General features: G+C 41.8%; 19 protein-coding genes. 13 read left to right on the top strand and 6 right to left on the bottom strand.

Going from position 1 to position 26,124, the window contains the following annotated elements; genetic code table 11:
• Positions 1-19 precede the first annotated feature (19 nt).
• From yidC to rpmH, 4 genes are read right to left on the bottom strand one after another with little or no spacing between them, the layout of a single operon-like run.
• Positions 20-1,663 (bottom strand): membrane protein insertase YidC, encoded by a 1,644-nt coding sequence (gene yidC / locus J7384_RS12980; RefSeq protein WP_209114717.1) that lies wholly within the window; start codon positions 1,661-1,663, stop codon positions 20-22.
• Between the two features lie 3 nt (positions 1,664-1,666).
• Positions 1,667-1,921, bottom strand: coding sequence for a membrane protein insertion efficiency factor YidD (gene yidD, locus J7384_RS12975; protein WP_209114715.1), 255 nt, complete (start codon positions 1,919-1,921; stop codon positions 1,667-1,669).
• A complete protein-coding gene (gene rnpA, locus J7384_RS12970; RefSeq protein ID WP_209114713.1) occupies positions 1,888-2,244 on the bottom strand; it encodes a ribonuclease P protein component in 357 nt (118 codons plus the stop codon). The genes yidD and rnpA overlap by 34 nt, the downstream gene beginning before the upstream one ends.
• Positions 2,245-2,277: 33 nt before the next feature.
• Complete coding sequence (gene rpmH / locus J7384_RS12965) at positions 2,278-2,412, bottom strand: 50S ribosomal protein L34 (protein WP_074496262.1); 135 nt, start codon at positions 2,410-2,412, stop codon at positions 2,278-2,280.
• Between the two features lie 615 nt (positions 2,413-3,027).
• Here rpmH and dnaA point away from each other — a divergent pair.
• The 7 genes from dnaA (at position 3,028) to J7384_RS12930 (ending at position 13,166) form a co-directional block, all read left to right on the top strand.
• Positions 3,028-4,389 (top strand): chromosomal replication initiator protein DnaA, encoded by a 1,362-nt coding sequence (dnaA, locus tag J7384_RS12960; protein WP_209114711.1) that lies wholly within the window; start codon positions 3,028-3,030, stop codon positions 4,387-4,389.
• 38 nt (positions 4,390-4,427) lie between these two features.
• Entirely contained in the window at positions 4,428-5,531 is a 1,104-nt protein-coding gene (gene dnaN / locus J7384_RS12955; RefSeq protein ID WP_209114709.1) for a DNA polymerase III subunit beta, read from the top strand.
• Positions 5,532-5,552: 21 nt separating this feature from the next.
• A complete protein-coding gene (gene recF / locus J7384_RS12950; protein WP_209114707.1) occupies positions 5,553-6,638 on the top strand; it encodes a DNA replication/repair protein RecF in 1,086 nt (361 codons plus the stop codon).
• 10 nt (positions 6,639-6,648) lie between these two features.
• On the top strand, positions 6,649-9,084 hold the full coding sequence (gyrB, locus tag J7384_RS12945; protein ID WP_209114706.1) for a DNA topoisomerase (ATP-hydrolyzing) subunit B: 2,436 nt from the start codon (positions 6,649-6,651) through the stop codon (positions 9,082-9,084).
• 255 nt (positions 9,085-9,339) lie between these two features.
• The gene (glyQ, locus tag J7384_RS12940; RefSeq protein ID WP_209114704.1) at positions 9,340-10,266 is read left to right on the top strand and encodes a glycine--tRNA ligase subunit alpha; all 927 of its coding nucleotides are present in this window, start codon (positions 9,340-9,342) and stop codon (positions 10,264-10,266) included.
• A complete protein-coding gene (gene glyS / locus J7384_RS12935; protein ID WP_209114702.1) occupies positions 10,266-12,335 on the top strand; it encodes a glycine--tRNA ligase subunit beta in 2,070 nt (689 codons plus the stop codon). Before glyQ ends, glyS begins: the two co-directional genes overlap by 1 nt.
• An 87-nt stretch (positions 12,336-12,422) precedes the next feature.
• A complete protein-coding gene (locus tag J7384_RS12930; RefSeq protein ID WP_209114700.1) occupies positions 12,423-13,166 on the top strand; it encodes a hypothetical protein in 744 nt (247 codons plus the stop codon).
• Between the two features lie 196 nt (positions 13,167-13,362).
• On the opposite strand, the gene tusA is transcribed toward J7384_RS12930, so the two are convergent.
• Positions 13,363-13,611 (bottom strand): sulfurtransferase TusA, encoded by a 249-nt coding sequence (tusA, locus tag J7384_RS12925; protein ID WP_209114698.1) that lies wholly within the window; start codon positions 13,609-13,611, stop codon positions 13,363-13,365.
• Between the two features lie 248 nt (positions 13,612-13,859).
• On the opposite strand from tusA, the gene J7384_RS12920 reads away from it, so the two are divergent.
• The 4 genes from J7384_RS12920 to J7384_RS12905 all read left to right on the top strand — a co-directional run bounded on the left by J7384_RS12920 (position 13,860) and on the right by J7384_RS12905 (position 19,357).
• Positions 13,860-15,758: a transglycosylase SLT domain-containing protein gene (locus J7384_RS12920; RefSeq protein ID WP_209114696.1), complete on the top strand. Its 1,899-nt coding sequence runs from the start codon at positions 13,860-13,862 to the stop codon at positions 15,756-15,758.
• A gap of 103 nt (positions 15,759-15,861) precedes the next feature.
• Positions 15,862-17,178: a Xaa-Pro dipeptidase gene (pepQ, locus tag J7384_RS12915; RefSeq protein WP_209114694.1), complete on the top strand. Its 1,317-nt coding sequence runs from the start codon at positions 15,862-15,864 to the stop codon at positions 17,176-17,178.
• A gap of 13 nt (positions 17,179-17,191) precedes the next feature.
• Positions 17,192-17,803, top strand: coding sequence for a YigZ family protein (locus tag J7384_RS12910; protein WP_209114692.1), 612 nt, complete (start codon positions 17,192-17,194; stop codon positions 17,801-17,803).
• Between the two features lie 102 nt (positions 17,804-17,905).
• Positions 17,906-19,357, top strand: a complete 1,452-nt coding sequence (locus J7384_RS12905; protein ID WP_209114690.1) for a TrkH family potassium uptake protein — start codon at positions 17,906-17,908, stop codon at positions 19,355-19,357.
• A gap of 21 nt (positions 19,358-19,378) precedes the next feature.
• On the opposite strand, the gene J7384_RS12900 is transcribed toward J7384_RS12905, so the two are convergent.
• The gene (locus tag J7384_RS12900; RefSeq protein ID WP_209114688.1) at positions 19,379-21,706 is read right to left on the bottom strand and encodes an EAL domain-containing protein; all 2,328 of its coding nucleotides are present in this window, start codon (positions 21,704-21,706) and stop codon (positions 19,379-19,381) included.
• 178 nt (positions 21,707-21,884) lie between these two features.
• Here J7384_RS12900 and J7384_RS12895 point away from each other — a divergent pair, with 178 nt between their 5' ends.
• Together J7384_RS12895 and J7384_RS12890 are read left to right on the top strand one after the other, a co-directional pair.
• Positions 21,885-22,904: an extracellular solute-binding protein gene (locus J7384_RS12895; RefSeq protein WP_209114686.1), complete on the top strand. Its 1,020-nt coding sequence runs from the start codon at positions 21,885-21,887 to the stop codon at positions 22,902-22,904.
• Positions 22,905-23,097: 193 nt separating this feature from the next.
• Positions 23,098-26,043 (top strand): pitrilysin family protein, encoded by a 2,946-nt coding sequence (locus tag J7384_RS12890; protein ID WP_209114684.1) that lies wholly within the window; start codon positions 23,098-23,100, stop codon positions 26,041-26,043.
• Positions 26,044-26,124: the final 81 nt, after the last annotated feature.

Below are 26,124 nucleotides of genomic sequence, written 5' to 3'. Positions count from 1 at the left end.
ATATTTTAGCGATTGCTGATTACTTATTTTGCTTGGCTTTTGCCATGCCTGAGAAAATTATCTTCATTTGAACAATAGAGATAATATTACTAACCAACCAGTATAGAACTAGGCCTGAAGGGAAGAAGAAAAAGAATACGGTGAACATGACAGGCATGTACTGCATAATTTTCTGCTGCATCGGATCTTGAATAGTCATCGGTTGCATTTTTTGCATAATGAACATACTTACACCCATTAAGATAGGTAAGATAAAGTATGGATCTTGTGACGATAAATCTTGTAACCACAGGCCAAATGAAGCGTGACGCAATTCAACACTCTCTAAGAACACCCAGTAAAGCGCTAAGAAAATAGGCATCTGAATAAGGATAGGCAAACAACCACCTGCTGGGTTCACTTTCTCTTTGCGATAAAGCTCCATCATCGCTTGAGACATTTTTTGTCTGTCGTCGCCATAGCGGTCTTTAAGCGCGGTAACTTTTGGCTGTAGATCACGCATTTTTGCCATTGAAGTGTACTGAGCTTTAGTTAGCGGGTACATAACACCTTTAACAATAATGGTGATAATAATGATGGCAATACCCCAGTTAGCGACTAATGCTTGAATCTGAAGTAATAGCCAGTGAAGTGGCTTACTGATCATAAACAAGAAGCCGAAGTCTACCGTTAGGTCTAAGCCGTCAGCGAGTTGCTCCAGGTCATCTTGAATTTTTGGACCAACATATAACACCGCTGATGTTGTTGCTTCACCATGGGCTGGTACGATAACCGCAGGCGCTTTAAAACCAATAACTGATTTTTGCCCACTATTAACAGACTTTGTATACAGTTGGTTGATTTCACTGGCATTTGGTACCCATGCGGCAACAAAGTAATGTTGCAACATGGCAACCCAACCACCTTGAGTAGACTTCTCTAAGTTTGCATCAGCGATATCATCAAAGTCGTACTTTTCATAGCGCTCATCAGCTGTTGAGTACGCTGCACCGCGATAGGTTGGAATCAGTGCATTAGAACCAGTATCGACATAAGTTGATTGCTTTAATTGCGCGTATAGTTGCACGCTAGCGTTATTGGCTGTGCTATTAATTACTTGGTAATCAAGCTTGATGTCGTAACTATCGCGGGTAAAGGTGTAGCTTTTTACTACGGTTAAGCCGTTAGCGTCGACATAGTTAAGTTTTACCACTAAGTTGTCGGCGTTATCGCTTAGTTGATAGCTGGTGGCGTCAGATTGATAAATAGGACGACCTTTAACTAAGCGATCTGGGCCATTTGCACCCGTTAAGCCACTTTGCGCAACGTACTGACTATTGTTGTCGTGCATAATCGTTAGTGGTGTGCCACTGCCTTGCTCAGTTTCATAATTTAGCAAGGTTACTTCGACAATATCACCGCCTTGGCTATTGATTTTGGCGGTAAAAACATCAGTAGTCACTTCAATTAACTGTGCTTTGGTGTTTTTGCTTACTTGCGGTAAAGCGGTTTGCTCTGATGATGCTGGCACAAATTCTTCAGCATCAGCTTCGCTTTGCTCTGCTGAATTAACTGAAGATGTTTGCTGTGCAACAACAGGGGCATTTTCTTGTTGCCACTCTTGATAGAGGAAAAAGCTAACAACTAATAGTGCAATAACCAGTAGATTGCGTTGAGATTCCATAAGCTATTTGTTCTCTTGTTTTTTGGGTGGAACGGGATCATTGCCGCCCGCATGTAAAGGATGGCATTTTAGTATACGTTTGCTCGCTAACCAACCACCTTTTAACACACCAAAGCGATTTATTGCTTCAATGGCATAAAATGAGCAAGTTGGATGGAAACGACACTTGTTTACACCAAGTAGGGGGCTAATAAATTTTTGATAAAACTTTATTACACCAATGGCTATTTTTTGTGACGCTGAATGATTTTTCGCCATATGCCATTTAACTGGTGATTAATGTCTTTGTTTTCAAGTTCATCAATACCTGATTTTACCATTACCACAAGATCAATAGCAGGCAGACGATGTTGATTTAGGCGAAAGCTTTCTCGAGTTAATCGCTTAATTCGGTTTCTTTGCACGGCCAGTTTGACGCGTTTTTTGGCTATTGCTAAGCCCAAACGGTTTTGCTGCTGTGGATTAGCAGTAATCAGAACAGTAAAGTGTTTTGAAGAAAAACGAGTAGGATGAGTAAAAACTTGTTTGAAGTGACCGGGAGTCAAAAGACGAGACTCCCGGTTAAATTTTCTAGTAACCATAGAGGCTACTGTCTCCTAAAAATAATTAAGAGATTAAGCGCTTAAACGTGCGCGGCCTTTAGCACGACGACGTGCTAATACTGCACGACCGTTCTTAGTAGCCATACGAGCACGGAAGCCGTGATTACGTTTACGCTTTAATACGCTAGGTTGAAATGTTCTTTTCATTACGCTATTTCCGTCGGTTGTTGTTGCCCTGGCAAACCGCCGTATTGAGCACACTGATGTCTAAAAAATGAGGCGTGATTCTATAGCCGCGCTTAACTTTTGTCAACGGGAAATAAGAAAAAATTGATTAAGGATCCAACAAAGTTGATCGATCCGACAATACCTCTAGCTAATACGCTAAATCTATCCACAGGTGGATCGGTACCTTTTAGTAAGCTGTGGATCTTTACAGGTGTTTATTAACAATAATTGCTTGCTATTTTAAAGATTATAAGATCTTATTTGGCTCGCAGGGTAGATATAACAAGCCTGTGAAAAAATTAGTGGGAAATCGCTAAATTAATAAAAGTCAATATTGAACTTGTGGATAACTAAAGTGATAATAGATCACAGATCGTTTGCCAAGCTCGTTCAAGATCCCTTTAGGATCGCCAAATTATATGATCGCTAGCGCAAATGCTGAGACAAAACAAAATAATAATTTTCATTTTCGATCCTTTCCTATGCCCTTTACAGATATTTAGTCGTGGGCACAGTAGTCTTTAAATTGTTGGTTTGCACAATAATTGGTAGATACTTGTTTATATAAGGTGACAAATTTTTAGGAGTCAAAGAGTGGAACACTCACTCTGGCAGAGTTGCCTGTCTGTATTAGAAGAAGAATTACCCGCTCAGCAATTTAGTATGTGGATTAGACCACTGCAGTGCGTTGTTGACGACAATATACTTACTTTATATGCCCCTAATCGATTTGTTCTTGATTGGGTTCGTGAAAAATATGTAAATCGAATCAACGAACTCGTTGCGATGCAGGATCCTAGTAATCCGCCACTATTGCGATTTGATGTCGGTAGCATACCTGCGCAAAATAAGCCGGCTCAGCCAAGTCAGGCAAGCCCTATCAGTGCGCCGACAAGTAACAATAGCGCAGCACAACCAGAAGCTAATTTACCTAAAACGACAAACGTTTTTGTTAAGTATACGTTTGATAATTTTGTTGAAGGTAAGTCAAACCAACTAGCGCGCGCAGCGGCTTCACAAGTAGCCGACAATCCCGGCTCTGCATACAACCCGCTGTTTATATATGGTGATACCGGCTTAGGTAAAACTCACTTATTGCACGCGGTCGGTAACGGTATTTTAATGAACAACCCGAAAGCTAAGATTGCTTATATGCACTCGGAGCGCTTTGTTCAAGATATGGTTAAAGCATTACAAAATAATGCTATCGAGCAGTTCAAACAATACTATCGCTCAGTTGACGCGTTACTCATTGATGATATTCAGTTTTTTGCCAACAAAGAGCGAACTCAAGAAGAGTTTTTCCACACCTTTAACGCGCTGCTTGAAGGCAACCAGCAAATTATTTTGACCAGTGATCGTTACCCAAAAGAGATCGACGGGGTAGAGGATCGTTTGAAGTCTCGCTTTGGTTGGGGCTTAACGATTGCTATCGAGCCACCTGAACTTGAAACCCGGGTAGCTATTTTGAAAAAGAAAGCTTTTGAGCGTCAGATCAACCTTGCCGATGAAGTTGCGTTTTTTATCGCTAAGCGTATTCGCGCCAATGTTCGCGACTTAGAAGGTGCGTTAAACCGGGTGATTGCCAATGCTAACTTTACTGGTCGAGCGATTACAATAGATTTTGTTCGCGAAGCATTGCGAGATTTACTGGCACTTCAAGATAAGCTTGTTACTATAGACAATATTCAACGTACCGTTGCTGAATATTACAAAATTAAAGTTGCTGATTTATTGTCTAAACGACGCAGCCGTTCTGTCGCTAGGCCGAGACAAATTGCCATGGCACTCTCGAAAGAGCTTACCAGCCATAGTTTGCCTGAAATAGGCGATGCTTTTGGCGGTAGAGATCACACGACAGTGCTTCACGCATGCCGCAAGGTTAAGGCACTTAGAGAAGAGAGCCATGATATTAAAGAAGATTACTCTAATTTAAGCAGAACCTTGTCCTCGTAATATCAGTAACAAGTAAGCTCAATAATTAAGGGTTAAAAATGAAGTTTTCAGTAAATAGGGAAGCACTACTTAAACCGCTTTTATTAGTATCTGGCGCAGTTGAGCGCAAGAGCACTTTACCTATTTTAAGCAATATATTGTTCGATATAAGTGAGCAATTACTTACGTTGACTGCCACTGATTTAGAACTTGAAATGGTTTCTCAGTGTCAGGTCGACAATCAGGGTCAAGGTGGTCAGGTCACTATTCCTGCGCGAAAACTTCTCGATATTTGTAAAAGTCTGCCTGAAGACTCAATGCTGACATTTGCCAGTGAAAATGACAATGTCACGATTAGTTCAGGTCGAAGTAAATATTCATTAGCTTGCTTACCCGCGACTGATTTTCCAAACATAGAACAATGGCAAGGCGACACTGAGTTTAAGTTGCTTAAATCTGAATTGTTGCGACTTATTGAAAGCACGCATTTCTCGATGGCTAACCAAGACGTTCGTTATTACTTGAACGGTATGTCTATTGAAACAGAAGGTAGTGATATTCGCTCAGTCGCTACTGATGGTCACCGTTTAGCTATTTGTAAAATTACGAATGACAGCTTGTCACTGCCATCTCGACAGGTGATTGTGCCGAGAAAAGGTATTCTAGAAATTATTCGTTTACTTGATCCTGTCGACGATGAAATTCAAGTTTATCTTGGTGCAAACCACATTCGTATTATTGATAGTGAATTCTCTTTTACCAGTAAGCTTGTTGATGGCCGTTTCCCTGACTATCGCCGAGTATTACCTCGCAATGGTGATAAAGAGCTTAGAACTAATAAAGACCAGTTAAAGCAGGTGCTGTCTCGTGCTTCAATTTTGTCGAATGAAAAGTTTAAAGGCGTTCGCTTAAACTTTGAAAATCAAGAACTAAAGATTACGGCTAACAACCCTGAGCAAGAACAAGCAGAAGAAGTTATTGAAATTGATTTTCCGTTTGAAGCGTTAGAAATCGGTTTTAATGTGAGTTACGTACTTGATGTACTCAATGCTGTTAAAGATAACGATGTTAAATTCACATTGTCTGATGCTAGTAGCAGTGTCGTCATAGAAGGTAATGATTCATCAGAAGCCTTGTACGTTGTTATGCCAATGCGCTTGTAGTTTGAGTTGCCGCCAATTTATATGAGTGTAACTAAACTTACGCCATATCACTTTCGAAATTTAGCCTCCAATACTTTAGAGTTTCATCCGGATGTAAATTTTGTTCTAGGGGATAATGGTAGTGGTAAAAGCAGCCTTTTAGAGGCTGTTTTTTTCTTGGGGCATGGCAAGTCATTTCGAACCACTAAGTTAGACAGTTTGTGTCATCATGAACAAAGTGAATTTGTGCTAAGCGCATTTAGCCGCGACAACCAGTTTGGTTTAAAGAAGAATTTTACTAGCGGACAAACTGAACTCAAGTTAAACGGCGAGCGACTTTCTCGACTGTCTGAATTAGCGGTTAACATCGCAGTCCAAATCATCACGCCGGAAAGTTTTAAACTTTTTTTTGGTGGACCAAAAGAACGCCGACGTTTTGTTGATTTGGGGATGTTTCACGTGAAACATCAATTTTCACATTTATGGCGAGACTTCAGCAAAGTTTTAAAACAAAGAAATGCGTGTTTAAGATCGATTGCTCAGCACAATATGTTAGAATATTGGACTCAGCAATTTTGTCATTTGTCCGAGCTAATCGCCGAACAACGACAACATTATATCGACGATTTAACGACTGAAGTAGGTAAGTGGTTGGCGATATTATTGCCTGAGCTAAAGCAGGATATTAAAATTCAATATCTTCAAGGCTGGAATCAAAAGAAGACGTTAAAAGACATACTGACAGCCAGTCAACAAAAAGAAATCGAACTTGGCCACACAACAAGTGGGGCACATAAGTATGATATTCGCTTTGTCATTGGACGAGCTGCCCTAGAGCACACCTTGTCTCGTGGTCAACAAAAGTTGTTTTTACTCGCGTTAACTTTCGCACAGGCGAAGTTGATAGAAAAAGTTAAGCGAGTAAAACCAATTTTGCTTATTGATGATATAGGTGCTGAACTTGATATTCATTCAAGAACCGCCTTAGCTAAAGCGATTGATGCCATAGATTGTCAGGTGATAATCACGGCAATTGAAGAAATTGTGCTAGAACCTTTGGTTCCACAAGATAAAAACTATAAGATGTTTCACGTGAAACATGGTGAAATAGTAGAAATAGATAAATAGGCTAAATGCTATGACAGAAGAAAATAATTATGACTCATCGAGTATTAAGGTCTTAAAGGGCCTTGATGCTGTCCGTAAGCGACCAGGGATGTATATCGGTGATACTGATGATGGCACCGGCCTACACCACATGGTATTTGAAGTACTAGATAACTCTATCGATGAGGCACTTGCCGGTCATTGTAGTGATATTATTGTAACTATTCACCTTGATGGTTCTGTTTCTGTAAAAGATGATGGACGTGGTATTCCAACGGCGATTCACCCGGAAGAAGGTGTGTCAGCGGCAGAAGTTATTATGACAGTACTTCATGCTGGTGGTAAATTTGGTGGTGAAGACTCTGGTTATAAAGTTTCTGGTGGTCTGCATGGCGTAGGTATCTCGGTAGTAAATGCCTTAAGTGACAAGCTAAAACTGACTATCCGACGCGATGGTAAACTTCACGAGCAAGAATATCACTTGGGTGAGCCAAAAGAGCCACTAACGGTTATTGGAGAAAGTGACCAAACTGGTACTGAAGTTCGCTTTTGGCCAAGTGCAGAAATCTTCTCTGATATTGAATTTCACTACGATATCCTTGTTAAGCGTATCCGTGAATTATCATTCTTAAACTCTGGCGTTTCTATTCGATTAATCGACGAGCGTGAAGAAGGTAAAGAAGAGCACTTCCACTATGAAGGTGGTATTCAAGCTTTTGTTGACTACTTAAATACCAACAAAACCGCAGTCAATGAAGAAGTGTTTTACTTCGACTTAGCAAAAGATGACGGTATTATTGTTGAAGTGGCGATGCAATGGAACGATGGCTTCCAAGAAAATATTTTCTGTTTCACCAATAATATTCCACAACGCGATGGTGGTACTCACCTTAGTGGTTTTAGAACAGCCTTAACGCGTACCTTAAATAGCTACATGGTTAAAGAAGGTTTAAACAAGAGTAAGAAAGGTGAAACGAGTGCGACCGGCGATGATGCCCGTGAAGGTTTGACTGCTGTTATTTCGGTAAAAGTACCTGATCCTAAGTTCTCTTCTCAAACCAAAGATAAGCTCGTATCTTCCGAAGTTAAAACAGCAGTAGAACAAGCCATGGGTGAAAAGTTAGGTGAATATCTATTAGAAAACCCTAACGTTGCTAAGACAATCATTATGAAGATTATCGATGCAGCCAGAGCTCGTGAAGCGGCGCGAAAAGCTCGTGAAATGACACGTCGTAAAGGTGCTTTAGATATCGCAGGTTTACCAGGTAAATTAGCTGATTGTCAGGAAAAAGACCCTGCGTTATCTGAATTATATATAGTGGAGGGTGACTCTGCGGGTGGTTCAGCGAAACAAGGTCGTAATCGTAAAAACCAAGCAATTTTGCCTTTGAAAGGTAAAATTCTTAACGTTGAAAAAGCGCGTTTCGACAAGATGATATCATCTGCTGAAGTGGGCACGCTAATTACCGCATTGGGCTGTGGTATTGGTCGAGATGAATATGACCCAGAGAAGTTGCGCTACCATAGCATCATCATTATGACCGATGCTGACGTTGACGGCTCTCACATTCGTACCTTGTTGCTGACTTTTTTCTATCGTCAAATGCCCGAAATTATGGAACGTGGTTATGTTTATATCGCGCAGCCACCACTTTATAAAGTGAAAAAAGGCAAACAAGAGCGCTATATTAAAGACGACGAAGCCTTAACAGAATACCTAACAACCTTAGCACTTGAAAACGCTGAGCTTCATGTCAATGAATCTGCTCCTGCGATTTCAGGTGTTGCTTTAGAGCAAATCGTTAACCAGTATCGCCAAACGTTTGAAACGATTAAACGTGTTTCACGCCAAGTGCCAAGTGAAATTTTAGAGCGCATGGTGTACTCAACAGCGGTAGAGCAAAGTGACTTAACTGACCAAGCAAAAGTTGAAGCATGGGCGAAAGATATTCTTGAGCAACTTGAAAGCCAAGAAGGTAATGGTTCTATTTACTCTGTCTCAGTTGAGCAAGACCTAGAACGCAAAATTTTCTACCCGAAATTTAATGTGCGTCAACACGGTATCGACAAGCAATACAACTGTGGCTATGAGTTTTTAACCTCAAAAGAGTTTGAGTCGATTATCAGTTTAAACAAGGCGATAAGCGGATTAATTGAAGAGGGTGGCTACATTAAGCGTGGCGAAAAAATTAAGCCTGTAGCCAGTTTTGAAGAAGCGTTAAATTGGTTGATGGCTGAATCAAAACGCGGACAATACATACAGCGTTACAAAGGTCTAGGTGAAATGAACCCAGACCAACTTTGGGAAACCACCATGGATCCAGAAACGCGCCGTATGCTTCGTGTAACTATTGAAGATGCCATTGCTGCTGACCAGTTGTTTAATACATTGATGGGTGACCATGTTGAGCCGCGTCGTAACTTCATTGAAGACAACGCACTTAAAGTGTCGAACTTAGATGTGTAGTTTGCGTCTGTAGTTACAGCGATCACAGAAATAAGTCATATTGAAAGAGCTGCTAATTTAGTAGCTCTTTTTTTTGTGCACAATAAAAGCTTGGTTTTAGATGAAAACCTGATGAATCTTAGCCCTTAGCCCTAGGCGAAATAAACGCCATTGGGTATACTAGGCGACTATTTTTTTATTCACTAAGGTTTAGCGGCAAGCACATAGCTAACCGTTAAATAACAACTAAGAGCTTTTGCTCTAGATTGGAACAACATGAGTAGCTTTGATATTAAAACTTTTCAGGGCCTAATCTTACAATTACAAGATTATTGGGCGCGCCAGGGCTGTGTAATTATTCAGCCATTAGACTTAGAAGTAGGAGCTGGTACATTTCACCCTATGACATTCTTACGGGCGATTGGACCGGAGCCAATGAGCAGCGCTTATGTACAACCGTGCCGTCGTCCTACCGACGGTCGCTACGGTGAAAATCCAAACCGCCTTCAGCACTACTACCAATTCCAAGTAATGCTTAAGCCGAACCCTAAAAACATTCAAGAGCTTTACTTAAACTCATTAAAAGAGTTAGGCATAGATCCATTAGTTCACGATATTCGCTTTGTTGAAGACAACTGGGAATCACCAACACTTGGCGCTTGGGGCCTAGGTTGGGAAGTATGGCTAAACGGCATGGAAATCACCCAGTTTACTTACTTCCAACAAGTGGGCGGCTTAGAGTGTTCTCCAGTAACCGGCGAGATCACCTACGGTTTAGAGCGCCTTGCGATGTATATTCAAAACGTGGACAGCATTTACGATCTAGTTTGGACTGACGGCCCTATGGGCAAAGTGCTTTACGGTGACGTTTTCCATCAAAACGAAGTTGAGCAATCCGCTTACAACTTTGAACACGCTGATGTTAGCGATTTATTCCATCAATTCGATCAGTGTGAAAAAGTATCACAAAACCTGATTGAAAAGGGATTGCCGTTACCAGCATACGAGCAAGTGATGAAAGCATCGCACGCATTTAACTTATTAGATGCACGTCACGCCATTTCTGTGACTGAACGACAGCGTTATATTTTAAGAGTTAGAACCTTGGCAAAAGCTTGTGCCGAAGCTTACTACAATGCGCGTGAAGCATTGGGTTTCCCATTAGCTGCAGGCAACGAAAAATCAGCTGAGGAAAAGGCATAATGACTACTGAAACACTATTAATTGAATTAGGTACAGAAGAGCTACCACCAAAAGCACTGAGCACACTTGCTGAGACTTTTTTCACGCAAATTAAAACTCAGCTTGAAAGTGCCGACTTGAGCTTTAGCGATATTAAATGGTTTGCCTCACCTCGTCGCATGGCAATACAGGTAAAAGAACTACAAGTCAAACAAGCTGATAAAGTTGTTGAAAAGCGCGGCCCTGCGGTCAATGTTGCTTTTGATGACCAAGGTCAGCCAAGTAAAGCGGCACAAGGTTGGGCCCGTTCAAATGGCATTACTGTTGAGCAAGCTGAACGTTTAGTCACAGATAAAGGCGAATGGCTTTTGCACAAAGCAACTCAAGCTGGCCAATCAGTTGCTGAGCTTATCCCAACTATGGTGGTTAATGCGCTAAACAAATTGCCTATACCTAAGCCTATGCGCTGGGGCAGTGAGCGCATTCAATTTATTCGTCCTGCGCATACGTTAACCATGCTTTACGGCAGCGAGGTCATCGCCGGTGAAGCTTTGGGAATTCAGTCTTCAAATCAACTGCAAGGTCATCGTTTCCATCACCAAGGGTTAGTAACGTTAGACCACGCCGACAACTACGAAGCTGCGTTAGAGCAAGCTTATGTGATTGCCGACTACGACAAGCGCAAAGCGTTAATCGTTGACCAAGTGGCAAAAGCTGCTCAGCAAATTAACGGTGAAGCAATTGTTGACCCAGACTTACTTGAAGAAGTTACTAGTATCAATGAGTGGCCAGTCACTTTAGTGGGCAGCTTTGATCAAGAATTTTTAGCGGTACCGCCAGAGCCTTTAATTTACTCGATGCAGGACCACCAAAAATATTTTCCGGTTAAAGACAGCGAAGGCAATCTGAAAAACCAGTTTATCTTCGTCGCTAACATCGACAGTAAAGAGCCTAATCAAGTTATCTTTGGTAACGAAAAAGTTATTCGTCCGCGTTTGGCTGATGCTGAGTTTTTCTTTAAAACCGATAAAAAACAATCGCTTGAATCTCGTTTGGCAAGTCTGGAATCAGTTTTATTCCAAAAACAGTTGGGTACTTTGAAAGACAAGTCTGAGCGTATTGGCCAGTTGAGCAAAGCCATTGCTGAAGCGTTAAATGAAGATGCTGAGCAAGCCTACCGCGCGGGTCTGTTAAGTAAAACCGATTTGATGACCGAGATGGTATTAGAATTCCCGCAAGTACAAGGTACTATGGGTAAGTACTACGCTCGTCACGACGGCGAAGCCGAAGCGATCGCACAAGCGCTAGAAGACCAATATCGTCCTCGCTTTGCTGGCGATGCTTTGCCAAAAGGCAATATTGGTAGCGCCGTTGCCATTGCTGATAAAGTTGATACCTTGGTTGGTATTTTCGGCATTAACCAAGCACCAAAAGGCGATAAAGACCCGTTTGCATTGCGCCGTGCCGCTATCGGTTTAATTCGCATTATTATTGAAAAACAACTGCCATTGGACATTGCCGATTTAGTTAAACAAAGTATTGCTAACTACGGTGACAAGCTCGTTAATGACAACACTTTAACTGACGTTATTGACTTTGTCATGGGACGCTTCAGAGCGTTTTATCAAGAGCAAGGCATTGCAGTTGACGTAATTCAGGCGGTACTAGCGAAAGCGCCAACGGCTCCATTAGACTTTGAACAGCGCATTAAAGCCGTGAGCTACTTCCAAAGCTTAACTGAAGCGGCAGCGCTAGCGGCAGCCAATAAGCGCGTCGGTAATATTCTCGCTAAATTTGACGGCGAACTGTTTGCTGAGTTCAACCAAGCGCTTGTTGAAGAAAGTGCAGAGCGAGAACTTGCAGAGAGCTTTAACGCGATTCAAGCGAAAGTAGCGCCTTTGATGGCAGCAAAAGACTATCAAGCGTCGTTAACTGAGTTGGCTCAGCTAAAACAACCGATTGATAACTTTTTTGACAACGTAATGGTGATGGCTGACGACTTGCAAGTTAAAACCAATCGCTTAACGTTACTCAATAAAGTACGCAATACTTTCTTTGATATTGCCGATATCTCGTTACTACAGTCGTAGTTATTTTACTCTAATTCAAAATCGGAATTATGCCGCTTGGTATGAATACTATGCGGCTGATTTGAACGTTAAAAAGGAAAATTCAAATTGACTAATACAACTAATCCAGCTGGAAGATTAATTAATATTCTTGAGAAGTTTTCGTCTCAAAGTGATCCTCTAAAAATTATTCCAGCTCGAGATGCGTGGAAAGATATATTAGAAATAGAATCAGATGATGATAGTGATTTATTTCATGCAATATTAGCTGTCAATGAGTTAGTTCGTGATACAAAAGAGGTGATTGGTAGAGTTGCTACTAATGGAGAGCTTTATTTACGAAATTTTGATGCAATAGAGAAAGCTGTTTTTCCTGGCGATCTTGATAGCGACTTTGCATATACTGCTAAGCTAGTTAATGAAACTGTCCTACAGTCGCTTCATTTTTGCAGTGATTTACTTTCAACATATTATGATGAAGGTGAGTTAACTAAAGAAGAGTTATCTCATATTTCTAATATGGTTGATGAGCTATTTGAAACAACATTTAATACCGATTTAGAACCTAATGTTAAAACCTTTATACTAGAATCATTAGAGGCTATACGTCGTTCAATAAATTATTATAAAATTTATGGAGCTAAAGGGTTAAGAAGTGCGTTTCAGTTAAGTTTGGGGGGAATTGTCGCGAACCAAGAACAACTATCTTCTACAAAGGAAAAGAACCCTGCCTTCATGAAAAGTATCGCATCATTACTTTCTAAGGTAGATAGTGCGACAGCTATGGCATTTAAAGCACAAAAAGTATTGTCTAAAGCTCTTCCTTTACTCGGTTTAGACGAGGATAAGTAGTTTATACTAGTTTTTTTGACCTTTCATAAATAATATATTCTTGTTAAGTGCTGGTAAATTCTACAGCACTTTTAAACCAAGAGGTTCAAAAAACGCTAAAAGCAGTTCATTTTAATTCAGTACTATTAAATAAGGTCTGTATTAAGTTCACCGATTTCAAACAACACTTTAAGATAACAAGATAACAGAACTTTTTCTAAAGACCTTTTTTAATTAAATACTGAAAAGGCTTTTCGTCGGTTTGGCTGGCAACTAATTGGTGGTCCATAAAGCGGCAAAAGCTTGGAATATCTCGAGCCGTTGATGGATCGTCAGCTGTTACCAATAGTGTTTCACCATCATTTATTTTGCGAATGTTTAAGCGCACCATCATTACGGGCTCTGGACAGCGCAGGCCTATGGCGTCAAGTTGGTGATCGGCTTGGTTGAATATATCTTGAGTCATTACTATCGGTTTACGTTGAAACGACGAGGTCGCTTTTATGGTGAATCTTTTCAATTTTAAAACGCTAAGCGCATAGTCTAACCTTTGCCAGCCAAATCACAAAATCCACGTTTGAAATAAACTTTTTTTAGTAAGAAATTGTCTACTGATAAGGTCGCATATTTAATGGCATTTATGCTAGTTTAAAACAAAGAGGGCAATCGGCTCTCGTCGGCATTTATCTCGATTTGCAAAGGACTTTTTCTCATATGTTAAAGCAAGCCGTGTTAATGATTTCAGCTGGTTTGTCGCTTTGGGCCTCTCAAGGTCAGGCTGAAAATATTGAACAACGCAAAACTTACGTTGAAGCGGAAAAACACATTTGGCGCTCCGATTCTGCTAAATACCAAAGTTTGTATCGCCAACTACATTATTATCCGTTGCAGCCTTATCTCGATCAGCAAAGGTTGATGCATAAATTAACCTTGTCTAAAGCTGCTGAAATAGACGCATTTTTAGAACGCTACCAAGGCACGCCACTAGATTGGCCATTGCGCAAAAAATGGTTGAATTACTTGGCTAAACGCAACCGACAAGCGCTCTTTTTAAAATTTTACCAACCGACCTCAGACCCTAAATTGCGCTGCCAACATGCCTTGTTTCAATTGAATGCTGGTGTAAGTGAACAGCGAGTTTTACCAAAAGTAAATCAGCTTTGGTTAGTGGGCAAATCACAACCTAAAGTGTGTGACCCTTTGTTTAAGCGTTGGCAACAAGCCGGTTATCGCACTGAAAATATGGTGTGGCAGCGCTTGGCACTTGCTGCGGATGGCGGTAAGCATACCTTAATCCCGTATTTAACCAGCCTGTTACCGGAAAACCAGCAATACCTCGGTCGTTTGTTTCACAAGGTGAGAAAAGACCCGAGCTACATTCGCAAACTATCTCGCTTTCCAAAAAAATCAGATCGCGAAGCACAAATAGTTGCTTACGGTTTGAAGCGTTATATTTGGCGTGATCAAAATAGGGCACTGAAAACCTATCAACAAGCCGTTAAGCAGTTTGCTTTTACCGAACAACAATTAGGTAAAGTAAAGCAACGATTTGCTTTAGCGCTGGCGAGTAAAAAGCATCCAGACGCGCAAAGCTGGTTGCGCGATGTGCCTGAGAACATGATGACCGATCACGTTATTCAATGGCGCATTGCTGATAGTTTACTGCAACAAGACTGGCAAGCTATCGAGCGAGAATTATTAACCTTTCCCGAAAAAACACAGCAAAGTTTACAGTGGCGTTATTGGTATGCACGGGCATTGCTTGAAAGAGGGCAAACCCAACAAGCCAAGCAGTTGTTAATTGCGCTTGCTGACGAACGTCATTACTACGGCTTTTTGGCCGCGGGGCATTTAGACCAGGGCTTTAACCTTAAAGATCAGCCTTTGAAGGTATCATTGACAGAGAAAAATGCAGTATTACAAAACTTGCCACTCAAACGAGCTTTTGAATTTTTTCATCTAGGTCGTTATAAACAAGCTCGCAGTGAGTGGAATTATTGGAATCGCAAGGCGAGTGAACGAGACCGTTTAGTGGCCTCTAAACTGGCTTATGAACTGGGTTGGTACGACAGAGCGATATTTACCTTGGCAAATGTCGGTTACTTAAATGATGTTGAGCTGCGTTTCCCGCTTGCTTTTGATACTGCAATAAAACAGCAAGCAGGCAAACAAAATATTAACCCGGCATGGGCCTTTGCTATTACTCGACGTGAAAGCTCGTTTATGTCTGACGCCAATTCATCTGCTGGTGCCAAAGGCTTGATGCAAGTATTACCTGCAACCGCAAAGCAGGTTGATCGTCGCATTACCAGCAAAAAACTGCTCAATGCTGACGACAATATCAAAATAGGGACTAAGTATTTAAAGCGCTTGCTCGACCGTCATCAAGGTAACCCGATTTTGGCTACGGCGGCATACAATGCAGGTCCACATCGAGTAAAACAATGGTTGCAAAACACGCCGAGTTTGCCGGCGGATATGTGGATTGAAACTATCCCGTTTAAAGAAACCCGAGACTATGTCAAAAGTGTTATGGCATATCAGCAGATTTATCAACTAAAGGTCGGTCAAACCGAATCTTTGTTTGCCAAAATCGTCGCAATGAAAATTTAATTGTTTATTTATCGATTTGTTTGTATTGAATATTGCATAGATAGCGCAAGACACTATACCCTTGTGCTATTATCGAATTAATTGAACTCTGTGGATAATAATAATGACACTCGCAAACTTATATCCAGCTCATGTTAGTGAGCTACAACAGCGCGCTCAAAATGTATTGGCGCGAGAAAATCTAGACGCTTTAGTGATTCACTCAGGTAAAGAACTAAAAGTATTCTTAGACGATATGAGTTATCCGTTTAAGGTTAATCCTCACTTTAAGCACTGGTTACCTTTGGTTGAAGCAACCAACTCTTGGTTAATCATTAATGGTTCGGATAAACCTAAGCTCGTTTATTATCAACCGGTTGATTTTTGGCACAAGGTTATCGCCTTGCCAGATAGCTACTGGAACGCGTTTTTTGATATTACGGTGATCACTAAAGCAACGGATATTGAACAGGTATTGCCATACGACAAAAAGGGCTATGCCTACTTAGGTGAGCATATTGAAGTAGCACAAGCACTAGGTTTTGACAGCATTAACCCTGAACCCGTGTTGAGTTATTTGCATTACCATCGCGCTTATAAAACCGCTTACGAGCAAGAGTGCATGCGCAAATCTAACGCTATTGCAGTAAAAGGTCATATCGCCGCTAAGCAAGCGTTTTTAGCAGGTGAAACAGAGTTTGCTATTCAACAAGCGTACTTGAAAGCCACTGAGCACACTGATAATCAAACACCGTACGGTAATATCGTGGCGCTAAACGAAAACAGCGCTATTTTGCACTACACGGCACTTGAACGGACAGCACCTGCGGCCCACAAGTCTTTCTTGATTGACGCTGGCGCTAATTTCCACGGCTACGCATCAGATATCACCCGCACTTATGCCTTTGAGCAAAACAAGTTTGCCGATTTGATCAAACGCATGGACCAATTGATGCTCAATGCTGTTGCTGGCTTAAAGCCGGGAGCGAGTTATGTTGATTTGCACATCGCGACTTACTTAGATATTGGCCGAGTATTACAAGAGTTTGGCTTTTTGACCGTTGACGCTGACACAGCGTATGAAGCAGGTATTATCTCAACCTTCTTCCCGCATGGTTTGGGTCATCACTTAGGGCTTCAAACTCATGACGTTGGTGGCTTTATGGCTGATGAGCGCGGCACTCACGTCAATACGCCAGAGCAACATCCATTCTTAAGAACATCGCGTGTTGTCGAAACAAATCAGGTATTTACTATTGAGCCTGGCTTGTATTTTATTGACTCATTACTGGCTGACCTCAAAGCATCTGCACATGCTGATATGGTTAATTGGCAAAGTGTCGACGAAATGCGCCCTTACGGTGGTATTCGCATTGAGGACAATATTATTGTCCACCAGTCACACAATGAAAATATGACCAGAGACGCTAAACTCGACTAGTTTTTTCGGTTAGATGAGTAAAAGTTATCTGATAGCGGCGAGTGAGGTTGAACATGAAATTATTGTTAACCGTAGCCGCTTTATTTGTTTTTTAGCGCCCTGTACGAGCACGGATCAAGCTAAAACTATCGTTAAAGCGCTGCAACAGCAACACCCCAATGCTTCTCACCATTGTTATGCTTATTTGTCGGCAGCCGCTGACGATAGTCGTCACTACGGATTTTCTGATGACGGTGAACCCAGTGGTACCGCGGGTAAACCTATGTTAGCGAGCTTACAAGGTGGTGGTATTGGCGAAGTATGTGCGGTCGTTGTTCGCTACTTTGGCGGTACCAAACTCGGTACTGGCGGTTTACAGCGGGCATATGGCGCTAGTGTCCGCGAAGCGCTCGCTTTTTTGTCCAGCGAAACTAAAATACCTATGGTACATAGAGGCTTAGCGTGTCAATATAATCAAGTTGATAGCGTGTTACACTTGTTAGGGCAAGCAGGTGGTGAAGTTATTGAGCAAGACTATGGTGAGCATATAGCCATGACTTTGTCACTGCCAAGTGCGAACCTTGAGCAGTTTAGCGCTGCGCTTAAAACCGCATCAGCAGGGCAATTAGCATTAGTTAAATTGTAAACTACCGCTAATAAATAATCCGCTATAGTTAGTAAGTGTTTGCTAACTTTGCTGTTTATTAAAGAAAAACGTAGATAAGCATAACAGTACAGTGCAATAACAGTGCAATACAAAAATATTATTCGGATCTTAGGTCTGTTGGTAATGCTCCTCAGTGTTACCATGCTGCCTCCTGCAATTATTTCTCTTGTTTACCGCGATGGCGGTGGTGTGCCTTTTTTAACATCATTTCTGTTTTGCTTGTTTATGGGGTTGCTCGCTTGGTATCCACAGCGAGATGAAAAAGGGGACTTGCGCGCGCGCGAAGGCTTTTTAATTGTCGTGTTATTCTGGACGGTATTGGCAAGTTTCTCTGCGGTGCCTTTGTTGTTATTGGAACAACCCAATTTATCTACTGCCGACGCTTTTTTTGAGTCATTTTCTGGATTGACGACAACCGGTGCGACGGTGCTTACTCAAATTGATGGCTTGCCACATGCACTGTTATGGTATCGTCAGCAATTGCAATGGTTGGGCGGTATGGGGATCATCGTACTCGCTGTTGCGGTACTGCCAATGCTTGGTATTGGTGGTATGCAGTTATATCGCGCCGAGACGCCAGGGCCGGTTAAAGACTCGAAAATGACCCCGCGCATTGCCGATACTGCGAAGCACCTTTGGTACATTTATCTGTCGTTAACCATCTTCTGTTCATTGGCTTACTGGTTAGCGGGGATGTCGGTGTTTGACGCCGTTTGTCATGCCTTCTCGACGATTGCTATCGGCGGCTTTTCTACCCATGACGCCAGCATGGGTTACTTCAACAGCCCGGTCATCAATTTAGTTTGTGTTTTCTTCTTGATTATCGCCGGTGTTAACTTTGCTCTGCACTACGCTGTGGTGCAAAGTCGATCGTTGAAAAGCTATTTTTACGACCCAGAGTTTAAAGTGTTTATCGCGATTCAAGTACTACTCACGTTAATTTGTTTTGCTGTCTTAATGTGGCACGGCACCTATAACAGTGCTGGTATCGCCCTTGATCAGGCGTTATTTCAATCGGTCTCGATAAGTACAACCGCAGGTTTTGCGACAACATCCTTTGCCGACTGGCCAACCTTGTTGCCAATATTGCTAATATTCTCAAGCTTTATTGGTGGCTGTGCCGGTAGTACGGGTGGCGGTATGAAAGTTGTACGAGTCATTCTACTGTATTTACAAGGTATTCGGGAACTCAATAAACTGGTTCATCCGAAGGCGATTTTCACGATAAAACTCGGTCGTAAAGCACTACCTAATCGCGTTGTTGAAGCTGTTTGGGGTTTTTTCTCCGCTTATGCCGCTGTTTTTGTTGTTTGTATGTTATTGCTACTAGCCGCGGGCATGGATGATATCACCGCGTTTACCGCGGTTGCTGCTTGTTTAAATAACTTAGGCCCAGGTTTAGGTGAAGTTGCGGCGAATTTTGCGAGTATTAGTGACTTTAGTAAATGGGTCTTAATCGTTGCTATGCTATTTGGCCGTTTGGAAATATTTACCCTCTTAGTGCTATTTACGCCAGCGTTTTGGCGTTCTTAAGTAGCTAAACTCGGGCTGCGATTAACTGGCTTTAGTCGATTCGCTCTTGTGGGCTTTTAAATAAGTTTGTAGTTGCAGTGGAGCTAACGGCTTGGCAAAGTAGTAACCTTGAAATGCGGTACAACCATGGTCAATTAGCCAGTCTATTGTTTGCTGCTGTTCAATCCCCTCTGCAACAACCGCCATATCTAGTGCTTTTGCCATTGAAATAATCGCTTTAACCAAGCCTTGTGCTGCCTTTGTTGGCTGGTCTAACGCTGAGATAAATGATCGATCAATTTTCACGACATCGATTGGGAAGTCTTGCAACATCGACAGTGATGAATAGCCAGTGCCAAAGTCATCCAAATAGAGCTTTACACCGAGTTGGTTAAGTCTGGTTAGTTGGGCCTTTACTTTACTTTTGCTGTCGATAAGGGCGCTTTCGGTTAGCTCGACCACTAACAAATGTGGTGATAGTTGATAATGTCCAAGCTCTTGTTCAATTAGGTCAATGATATCATCGTTAATCAATTGTCTTGCTGAAACATTAATACTGATGTAAGGGCAATGCTCAACGCTAAATCGGCGTCGCCACATCGCTAGTTGAGCAATGGCTAATTTGGCAATGGTTTTACCCAGTGGCTGAATTAAACCACTTGATTCAGCCAAGTGAATAAAGTCAAACGGCATCACTAAGCCACGGGTAGGGTGTTGCCACCTGACCAATGCCTCAAAACCAACCAGTTGATAATGATGATTGACGATAGGTTGATAGTGCAGTTCAAATTCTTGAGCTTTTATCGCGCGCTCTAAATCAAACACCAAGTTGTATTCAGCAACTATCTGTTCATGCATGTGCTTATGTAAAAAGGTCACTTGCCCACGACCAGCATCTTTGGCTTGGTACATGGCGATATCGGCGTTGCGGACAATTTCCTCTGGCGTACTATTTGGTGTGTTTATCACAGAAGCGCCAATGCTGGCATTGATTCGGTATGAATATCCTTCAATTTCAAAAGGTTGTTGTAGTGCTTTTAGGTAGCGCTGGGCAATATGGTTAATTTTTTCTTGGTGCGCGAGCTTTTGTAAAATAATCACGAATTCATCACCACCAAATCTGAACAAATCATCACCAGAGCGGCTGTTGTTAATTAGGGTATCTGCTACTTGTTGTAATAGTTGATCGCCAATGACATGGCCCATGCTGTCGTTGATTCGTTTGAAATGGTCGAGGTCGATAAACAATAAGCCAAACGCTTCGAACGTTTTGTCTTGATGTTTAGTGAGTAAGTCTAGTTGATTAAACAGGGTACTCTTATTAAGGAGACCCGTTAATTGGTCGTGACTCGCTTGATGTTGTAAAGATACAGTGCGCTCCTCTACTAATTGATTTGCCCAAGCAATGCGATTGATTGAGGTATACAGATAGTAAGCTAAACCTGAAGTGATGGTCAGCAGTAAAAAAGCGGCAATATAGGCGTAATAGTTATTGCTGAGCTGTAGTTCAGTTTGGGTAAATTCAATTGTCCACAGTTGGTTGGTAAAAGGAATTTGAGTTTGCTTAGTAAATATTGCTGGTGCTGGTGGACAGTCATCAGATAGACAATTTGCCAACCATGACGAGTTGTATAAGGCCGTTTGGCTATTGTCTTTTATGGTCAACTGGTAGTGCTCAGAGCGCCTTAAGTCAGCCCATAGGTTATCGATGAGGTGATTGATCATCACATGGCCAACAATAAAGCCCTGCAGTGATTGCTCAGGCTTAACCGGTAAAAACAAACGGACACCAGCTTCTTGTTGTTGATTGACAAAATTAAGCGAGCTTATTTTATTGGTTTGATCGGCTAGGGCCATGGTCTGTGACAAGTCACAATAACTGCTCAGTACTATACCTAGTTGATCGCCTAAGCGTTCTGCCGGTTCTGCGTAAGCAACAGGAAATAGGGTGTTATCAAATAAATGACAATTCGATGGCTGTTTATTAAAGCGCAAACGATAGTCAAAAATGCCGCTTGCTTGCATATTTTGGCGAAACTGTGATTGCTCTGCTGTAGCTACTTTAGGAGCCCACTCTATACCTTGAATACTGGTATTAGCGAGCAGATCACTATCAACCAGTTGGCTAAACTGCTGGCGGGTTAAGTCTGGGCTGATGGTAATTAAATGTTGGCTTGCGATCAGCACCTTTTCAATTGCGATAATTGCTTTGCGCAAGCCTGTGACTTTGTCGGAAAATGTGGCGGTGAACTGCTGCTCAATTTGCTTGTGTTGGTAAAAATTGATGGTGCTAAAAGCTGCGCACGACAGCGCAATGCCTACGATAAAAGTAAACACTAAACTCTTATAGCGAGATAAAATTGCTGGCATATGTCGGGATAACTTAACTAATAAATGCGAGCAAAAGCAGGGCAGATCATTTCAGCTCCTTGATTGCGATAACCATTGCATCTTAGAAGAAAATAGGTATATTGTAAATAAGAATTATTATCAATTAAGTGTTGTATTTCTTTCTGCTTAAGTTTTAATCTAATAGAGTGTTGTTGATATGCCGTTTAAGTGGTTTTTTGCACTATTTACTTCAGTTTTTCTGCTCGCTACCCCTGTGTTTGCCAAGCCAGAAGTCGTTAATGTTTATTCTTTTCGAGAAGCCAAGCTGATTCAACCATTAATCGATGAGTTTTATCAACAAACTGGCATTAAGGTGAATGTGGTCAGTGGCAAAGCTGATAAGCTGCTAGCGCGCTTGATTGAAGATGGCCAAGATAGTTTTGCCGACTTACTGTTAACTTCAAATGTCGCTCGTTTAGAAAAGGCCAAACAACTTGGTTTGATTCAGCCTATTCAGTCCGACTATCTCAATCGTCAGATACCAAGCACACTGCGTGACTCTGATGGTTATTGGTATGGTATTTCGGTGCGTGCTCGCGCTATTTTTTATGCCAAAGACCGAGTTGAACACACTGATATTAAGCGCTATCAGGATTTAACTGACGCAAAGTGGCGAGGCAAGATATGTGTGCGCAAGGGCAGTCATGTCTATAACACCTCAATGTTAGCCAGCTTTATTAGCTTGTATGGCGAACAGTGGGCTGCGGGTTGGGCGCAAAAGCTCGCGGGCAACTTGGCAATGAGGCCACAGGGTGGTGATCGCGATCAACTCAGAAATATCAATAATGGCGTTTGTGATTTAGCCATCGCCAACAGTTATTACTACGGCATGATGTCGGCAAGCGATAAACAGGCCGATCGAGCTGTCTATCAAAATGTTGGTATTATTTGGCCAGAGCAAAAAAGCGTTGGCGCACATGTTAATATTAGTGGTGCTGCGCTCACCAGTGCTGCTAAAAACAAAGCTAATGCAATTGCCTTTATCGAATTTTTATTGATGCCCAAGGCGCAAAAAATTTACGCCGAAATTAATTTTGAGTCACCGGTTCGCAACGATATTAAACAGAGTGCGCTGGTTGAATCATGGGGACCATTTGTTGCCGATTACCAATCAATCGGGAAATTATCACGTTATTTGGATAAAGCCGAAGCGATTGTCAAGCGCACACCTTGGTAGCGCAGGCCTATGGCTGAATTTGTTGGAAAATATCACTAATTTTAGTCTTGATAAACGAAAGTCTATCGCTGTTCGTTATTTGTTACACACTAGTAACCGTATTTCTCGCTTTATTTGTTAAGAATAGGTGAAAAACCTTGTTATTTTGCCTACCATAGCAACAACTGCAATGTTAATAATAAGGTTCATTAACGTGAAAATAACGTATTTAGCAGCGGCTATTTCCGCAAGTTTGGCGCTTTCTGCCTGTGTTTCTACCAACGAAGAAATCACCCCTGATTCAGTGATTGAAGATAACTACCAAAGTTCTTCCGTCGCTAGTCGCTCAAATAACAAAGTTTTCGCGCAAGATTACCTTTTAGAAGAGTTCGATAATGGTTTACGCGTATTAGTTGTTAAAACAGATTACCCTGATTTAGTCTCAGTACAAATTCCAGTGTCTGTTGGTTCGCGCAATGAAGCTGAAGCAGGTAAAACCGGCTTTGCTCACTTTTTTGAACACATGATGTTCAAAGGCTCTGAAAAATTTCCTCAAGACGTTTACGCAGATATTTTTAAAAATGCCGGTGTTGATAACGGCGCATATACCACCAACGATTACACCAACTATCACTTAGATTTTGCCAAAGAGCATTTGGAAAAAGTACTTGAGATTCAGGCAGATCACTTTCAAAACTTAAAGTACTCTGAAGCGCAATTTAGAACAGAAGCGTTAACCGTAAAAGGTGAATACTTAAAAAACAACGCCAACCCTATTCGCAAACTACTCGCCAATGTGCGCGATACCGCCTTTGACAATCACACCTATAAACACACAACCATGGGCTTCTTAAAAGACATTGAAGCCATGCCAGAGCAAATGGCCTATGGGCAACAATTTTTTGAGCGATTCTACAAGCCGGAATACGTTTCAATTGTGATTGTGGGTGACGTCGATCCGAGCGAGACCATGAATTTGGTGAGAAAATACTGGGGCAATTGGCAGAAGGGCAGCTACGTTAGTGATATCACGCCTGAACCGAAACAAACAGCGCCGCGCTATAACCACGAGCAGTTTGACGGTTTACCTGGACATTGGTTATTAGTTTCATACAAAGGTACTGACTTTCAACCAAAAGCTAAAGACAGAGCGGCACTTGATTTAATTTCTGAACTTTATTTCTCTGAAAACTCAGCGCTGTACCAAGATCTTGTCGTTGAAAAACAATTGGCCAGTCAGATGTTTGTTTACAACCCGGCAACTAAAGATGCGGGCTTGCGTCACGTCTTTGTCAAAGTAAACGATGCAAAAGATTTGGTTAAAGTGCGTGACGCAATCAATCAAACTTACGCCAAAGTACTGACTGAAAAAGTATCATCTGAAAAGCTGGCGCAGTTAAAAGCAAACTTAAAATACAGCTTTGCCAACAGTCTCGATTCATCGCAAGCAATTGCTGAAACACTGGCTGAGTACATGCATTTTGACCGCGATCCAGAAACGATTAACTACTTGTACAACAGTTTTGATGGCATTTCGAGTGATGACATTGTCGAGGTTGCCAACAAGTACTTTGTAGATAACAACCGCACTACAGTTACCTTATCAGCATTAGAAAGTATTGATGGTTTTGATCGTGAAGTAAGCTTAACTAACGCTGTTGCTCAGGCTAAATCGACAGCTAAAGCAAAAAATAAAGCGAACAAATTAGCTAAAAGCAGCGGTTCGTCAAAGCCTAACTTTACCGTTTTAGACAATACTAACGACTCGCCGTTAATCGACGTTAACTTTTTATTCTACACGGGTGCAGCCGCTGATCCGCAAGGTAAAAAGGGTGTTGCAGCGCTCACTGCAAGCATGCTCACTCAAGGTGGCTCAGCAACGCGAAGCTATCAAGACATTCAACAGGGCTTGTATCCGATTGCCGGCCAGTTTGAAGCGCAAATTGATAAAGAAATGATGTCGTTTACCGGTCGCGTTCACAAAGATAACGTCGAAGCTTGGTACGAGTTGGTTAGCGACCAATTGCTCAACCCGGGCTGGCGCCAAGATGATTTTGCCCGTTTGAAGAAAGAACTAATCGATAGTATTAAAGCGGGCTTAAAGTCGTCAAACGATGAAGAGTTAGGTAAAGAGGTACTTTACAGTGAGCTTTACCAAGGCCACCCATACCAGAGCTATAACTATGGTGATTTATCAGATTTAGAAGCATTGACGCTTGACGATGTTAAAGCTTTCTACAACTCCCAGTTAACCCAAGCTAAGTTAAACTTGGGCTTAACCGGCGCCATGCCAAAGAAAATCAAAAAGCGTTTAATGGCTGATTTAGCTGGGTTACCGGCTGGTGATGAGCCGCGTTTGGTTTTACCAAAAGCACCATCGTTAAGTGGTCATCACGCGACTATTGTTGAGAAAAATGCCCAGTCGACAGCCGTGTCTTTCGGTTTTCCAATCGATACGGTGCGCAGTGATAAAGACTGGGCGGCATTGTGGTTAGTACGTTCTTACTTTGGTGAGCACAGAAGTTCAAACAGCTACTTGTATCAACAAATTCGCCAAGCGCGCGGCATGAACTACGGTGATTATGCTTATATTGAGTACTTTCCTCGCGGTATGTTCCAAACTAAGCCAGACGCTAACTTAGGGCGCTCAAGTCAAATTTTCCAAGTGTGGTTGCGTCCATTGAGAAGCAATAACGATGCGCACTTTGCTACTCGTGCTGCTTTGTACGAATTGGATCAGTTAATTGCCAAGGGCATGACCGAAAAAGACTTTGAAGCTACGCGTAATTTCTTGCTTAACTACGCGCCACAACTAGTTGCTAGTCAAGATAAGCAGTTGGGTTATGCATTAGACAGCAAGTTTTATCAAACTGATGACTTTGTTAACTATGTTCGCAAGCAGTTAAAACAGCTAACACTTGCCGATGTAAACCGGGTTATTAAAGACAATTTGCAAACTGACGATATTCACTATGTCTTTATTTCAGGTGATGCCGATGATATGAAAAAGCGCTTACTGTCAGAACAAACCTCACCGCTTAAGTACAACAGTGACAAGCCAGCTGAATTATTAGCTACCGACAAAATCATTCAAGATTACAAGCTAACGATTCCTGCGGCTCAGCTTAAAACAGTTGCGATTGAGGATGTGTTCAAATAAACGCTAACCTTTAATCACAACAGATACTAGAAAACAAAAAACCGCCATTCGGCGGTTTTTTTATGGTTTGAATATTTACGA

The sequence above is a fragment of the Endozoicomonas sp. G2_1 genome, assembly GCF_017744155.1.
Lineage (GTDB): Bacteria > Pseudomonadota > Gammaproteobacteria > Enterobacterales > Alteromonadaceae > JAGHQT01.
Note: the sequence above shows the minus strand (reverse complement) of the source record. Positions and strands in the feature narration are given on the sequence as shown.

Bases quoted from the DNA above. Each gene is read 5' to 3' on its own strand.
- yidC (WP_209114717.1), bottom strand. From the start codon at position 1,663: ATGGAATCTCAACGCAATCTACTGGTTATTGCACTATTAGTTGTTAGC.
- yidD (WP_209114715.1), bottom strand. From the start codon at position 1,921: ATGGCGAAAAATCATTCAGCGTCACAAAAAATAGCCATTGGTGTAATA.
- rnpA (WP_209114713.1), bottom strand. From the start codon at position 2,244: ATGGTTACTAGAAAATTTAACCGGGAGTCTCGTCTTTTGACTCCCGGT.
- rpmH (WP_074496262.1), bottom strand. From the start codon at position 2,412: ATGAAAAGAACATTTCAACCTAGCGTATTAAAGCGTAAACGTAATCAC.
- dnaN (WP_209114709.1), top strand. From the start codon at position 4,428: ATGAAGTTTTCAGTAAATAGGGAAGCACTACTTAAACCGCTTTTATTA.
- recF (WP_209114707.1), top strand. From the start codon at position 5,553: ATGAGTGTAACTAAACTTACGCCATATCACTTTCGAAATTTAGCCTCC.
- gyrB (WP_209114706.1), top strand. From the start codon at position 6,649: ATGACAGAAGAAAATAATTATGACTCATCGAGTATTAAGGTCTTAAAG.
- glyQ (WP_209114704.1), top strand. From the start codon at position 9,340: ATGAGTAGCTTTGATATTAAAACTTTTCAGGGCCTAATCTTACAATTA.
- glyS (WP_209114702.1), top strand. From the start codon at position 10,266: ATGACTACTGAAACACTATTAATTGAATTAGGTACAGAAGAGCTACCA.
- tusA (WP_209114698.1), bottom strand. From the start codon at position 13,611: ATGACTCAAGATATATTCAACCAAGCCGATCACCAACTTGACGCCATA.
- J7384_RS12920 (WP_209114696.1), top strand. From the start codon at position 13,860: ATGTTAAAGCAAGCCGTGTTAATGATTTCAGCTGGTTTGTCGCTTTGG.
- pepQ (WP_209114694.1), top strand. From the start codon at position 15,862: ATGACACTCGCAAACTTATATCCAGCTCATGTTAGTGAGCTACAACAG.
- J7384_RS12910 (WP_209114692.1), top strand. From the start codon at position 17,192: ATGAGTAAAAGTTATCTGATAGCGGCGAGTGAGGTTGAACATGAAATT.
- J7384_RS12900 (WP_209114688.1), bottom strand. From the start codon at position 21,706: ATGCCAGCAATTTTATCTCGCTATAAGAGTTTAGTGTTTACTTTTATC.
- J7384_RS12895 (WP_209114686.1), top strand. From the start codon at position 21,885: ATGCCGTTTAAGTGGTTTTTTGCACTATTTACTTCAGTTTTTCTGCTC.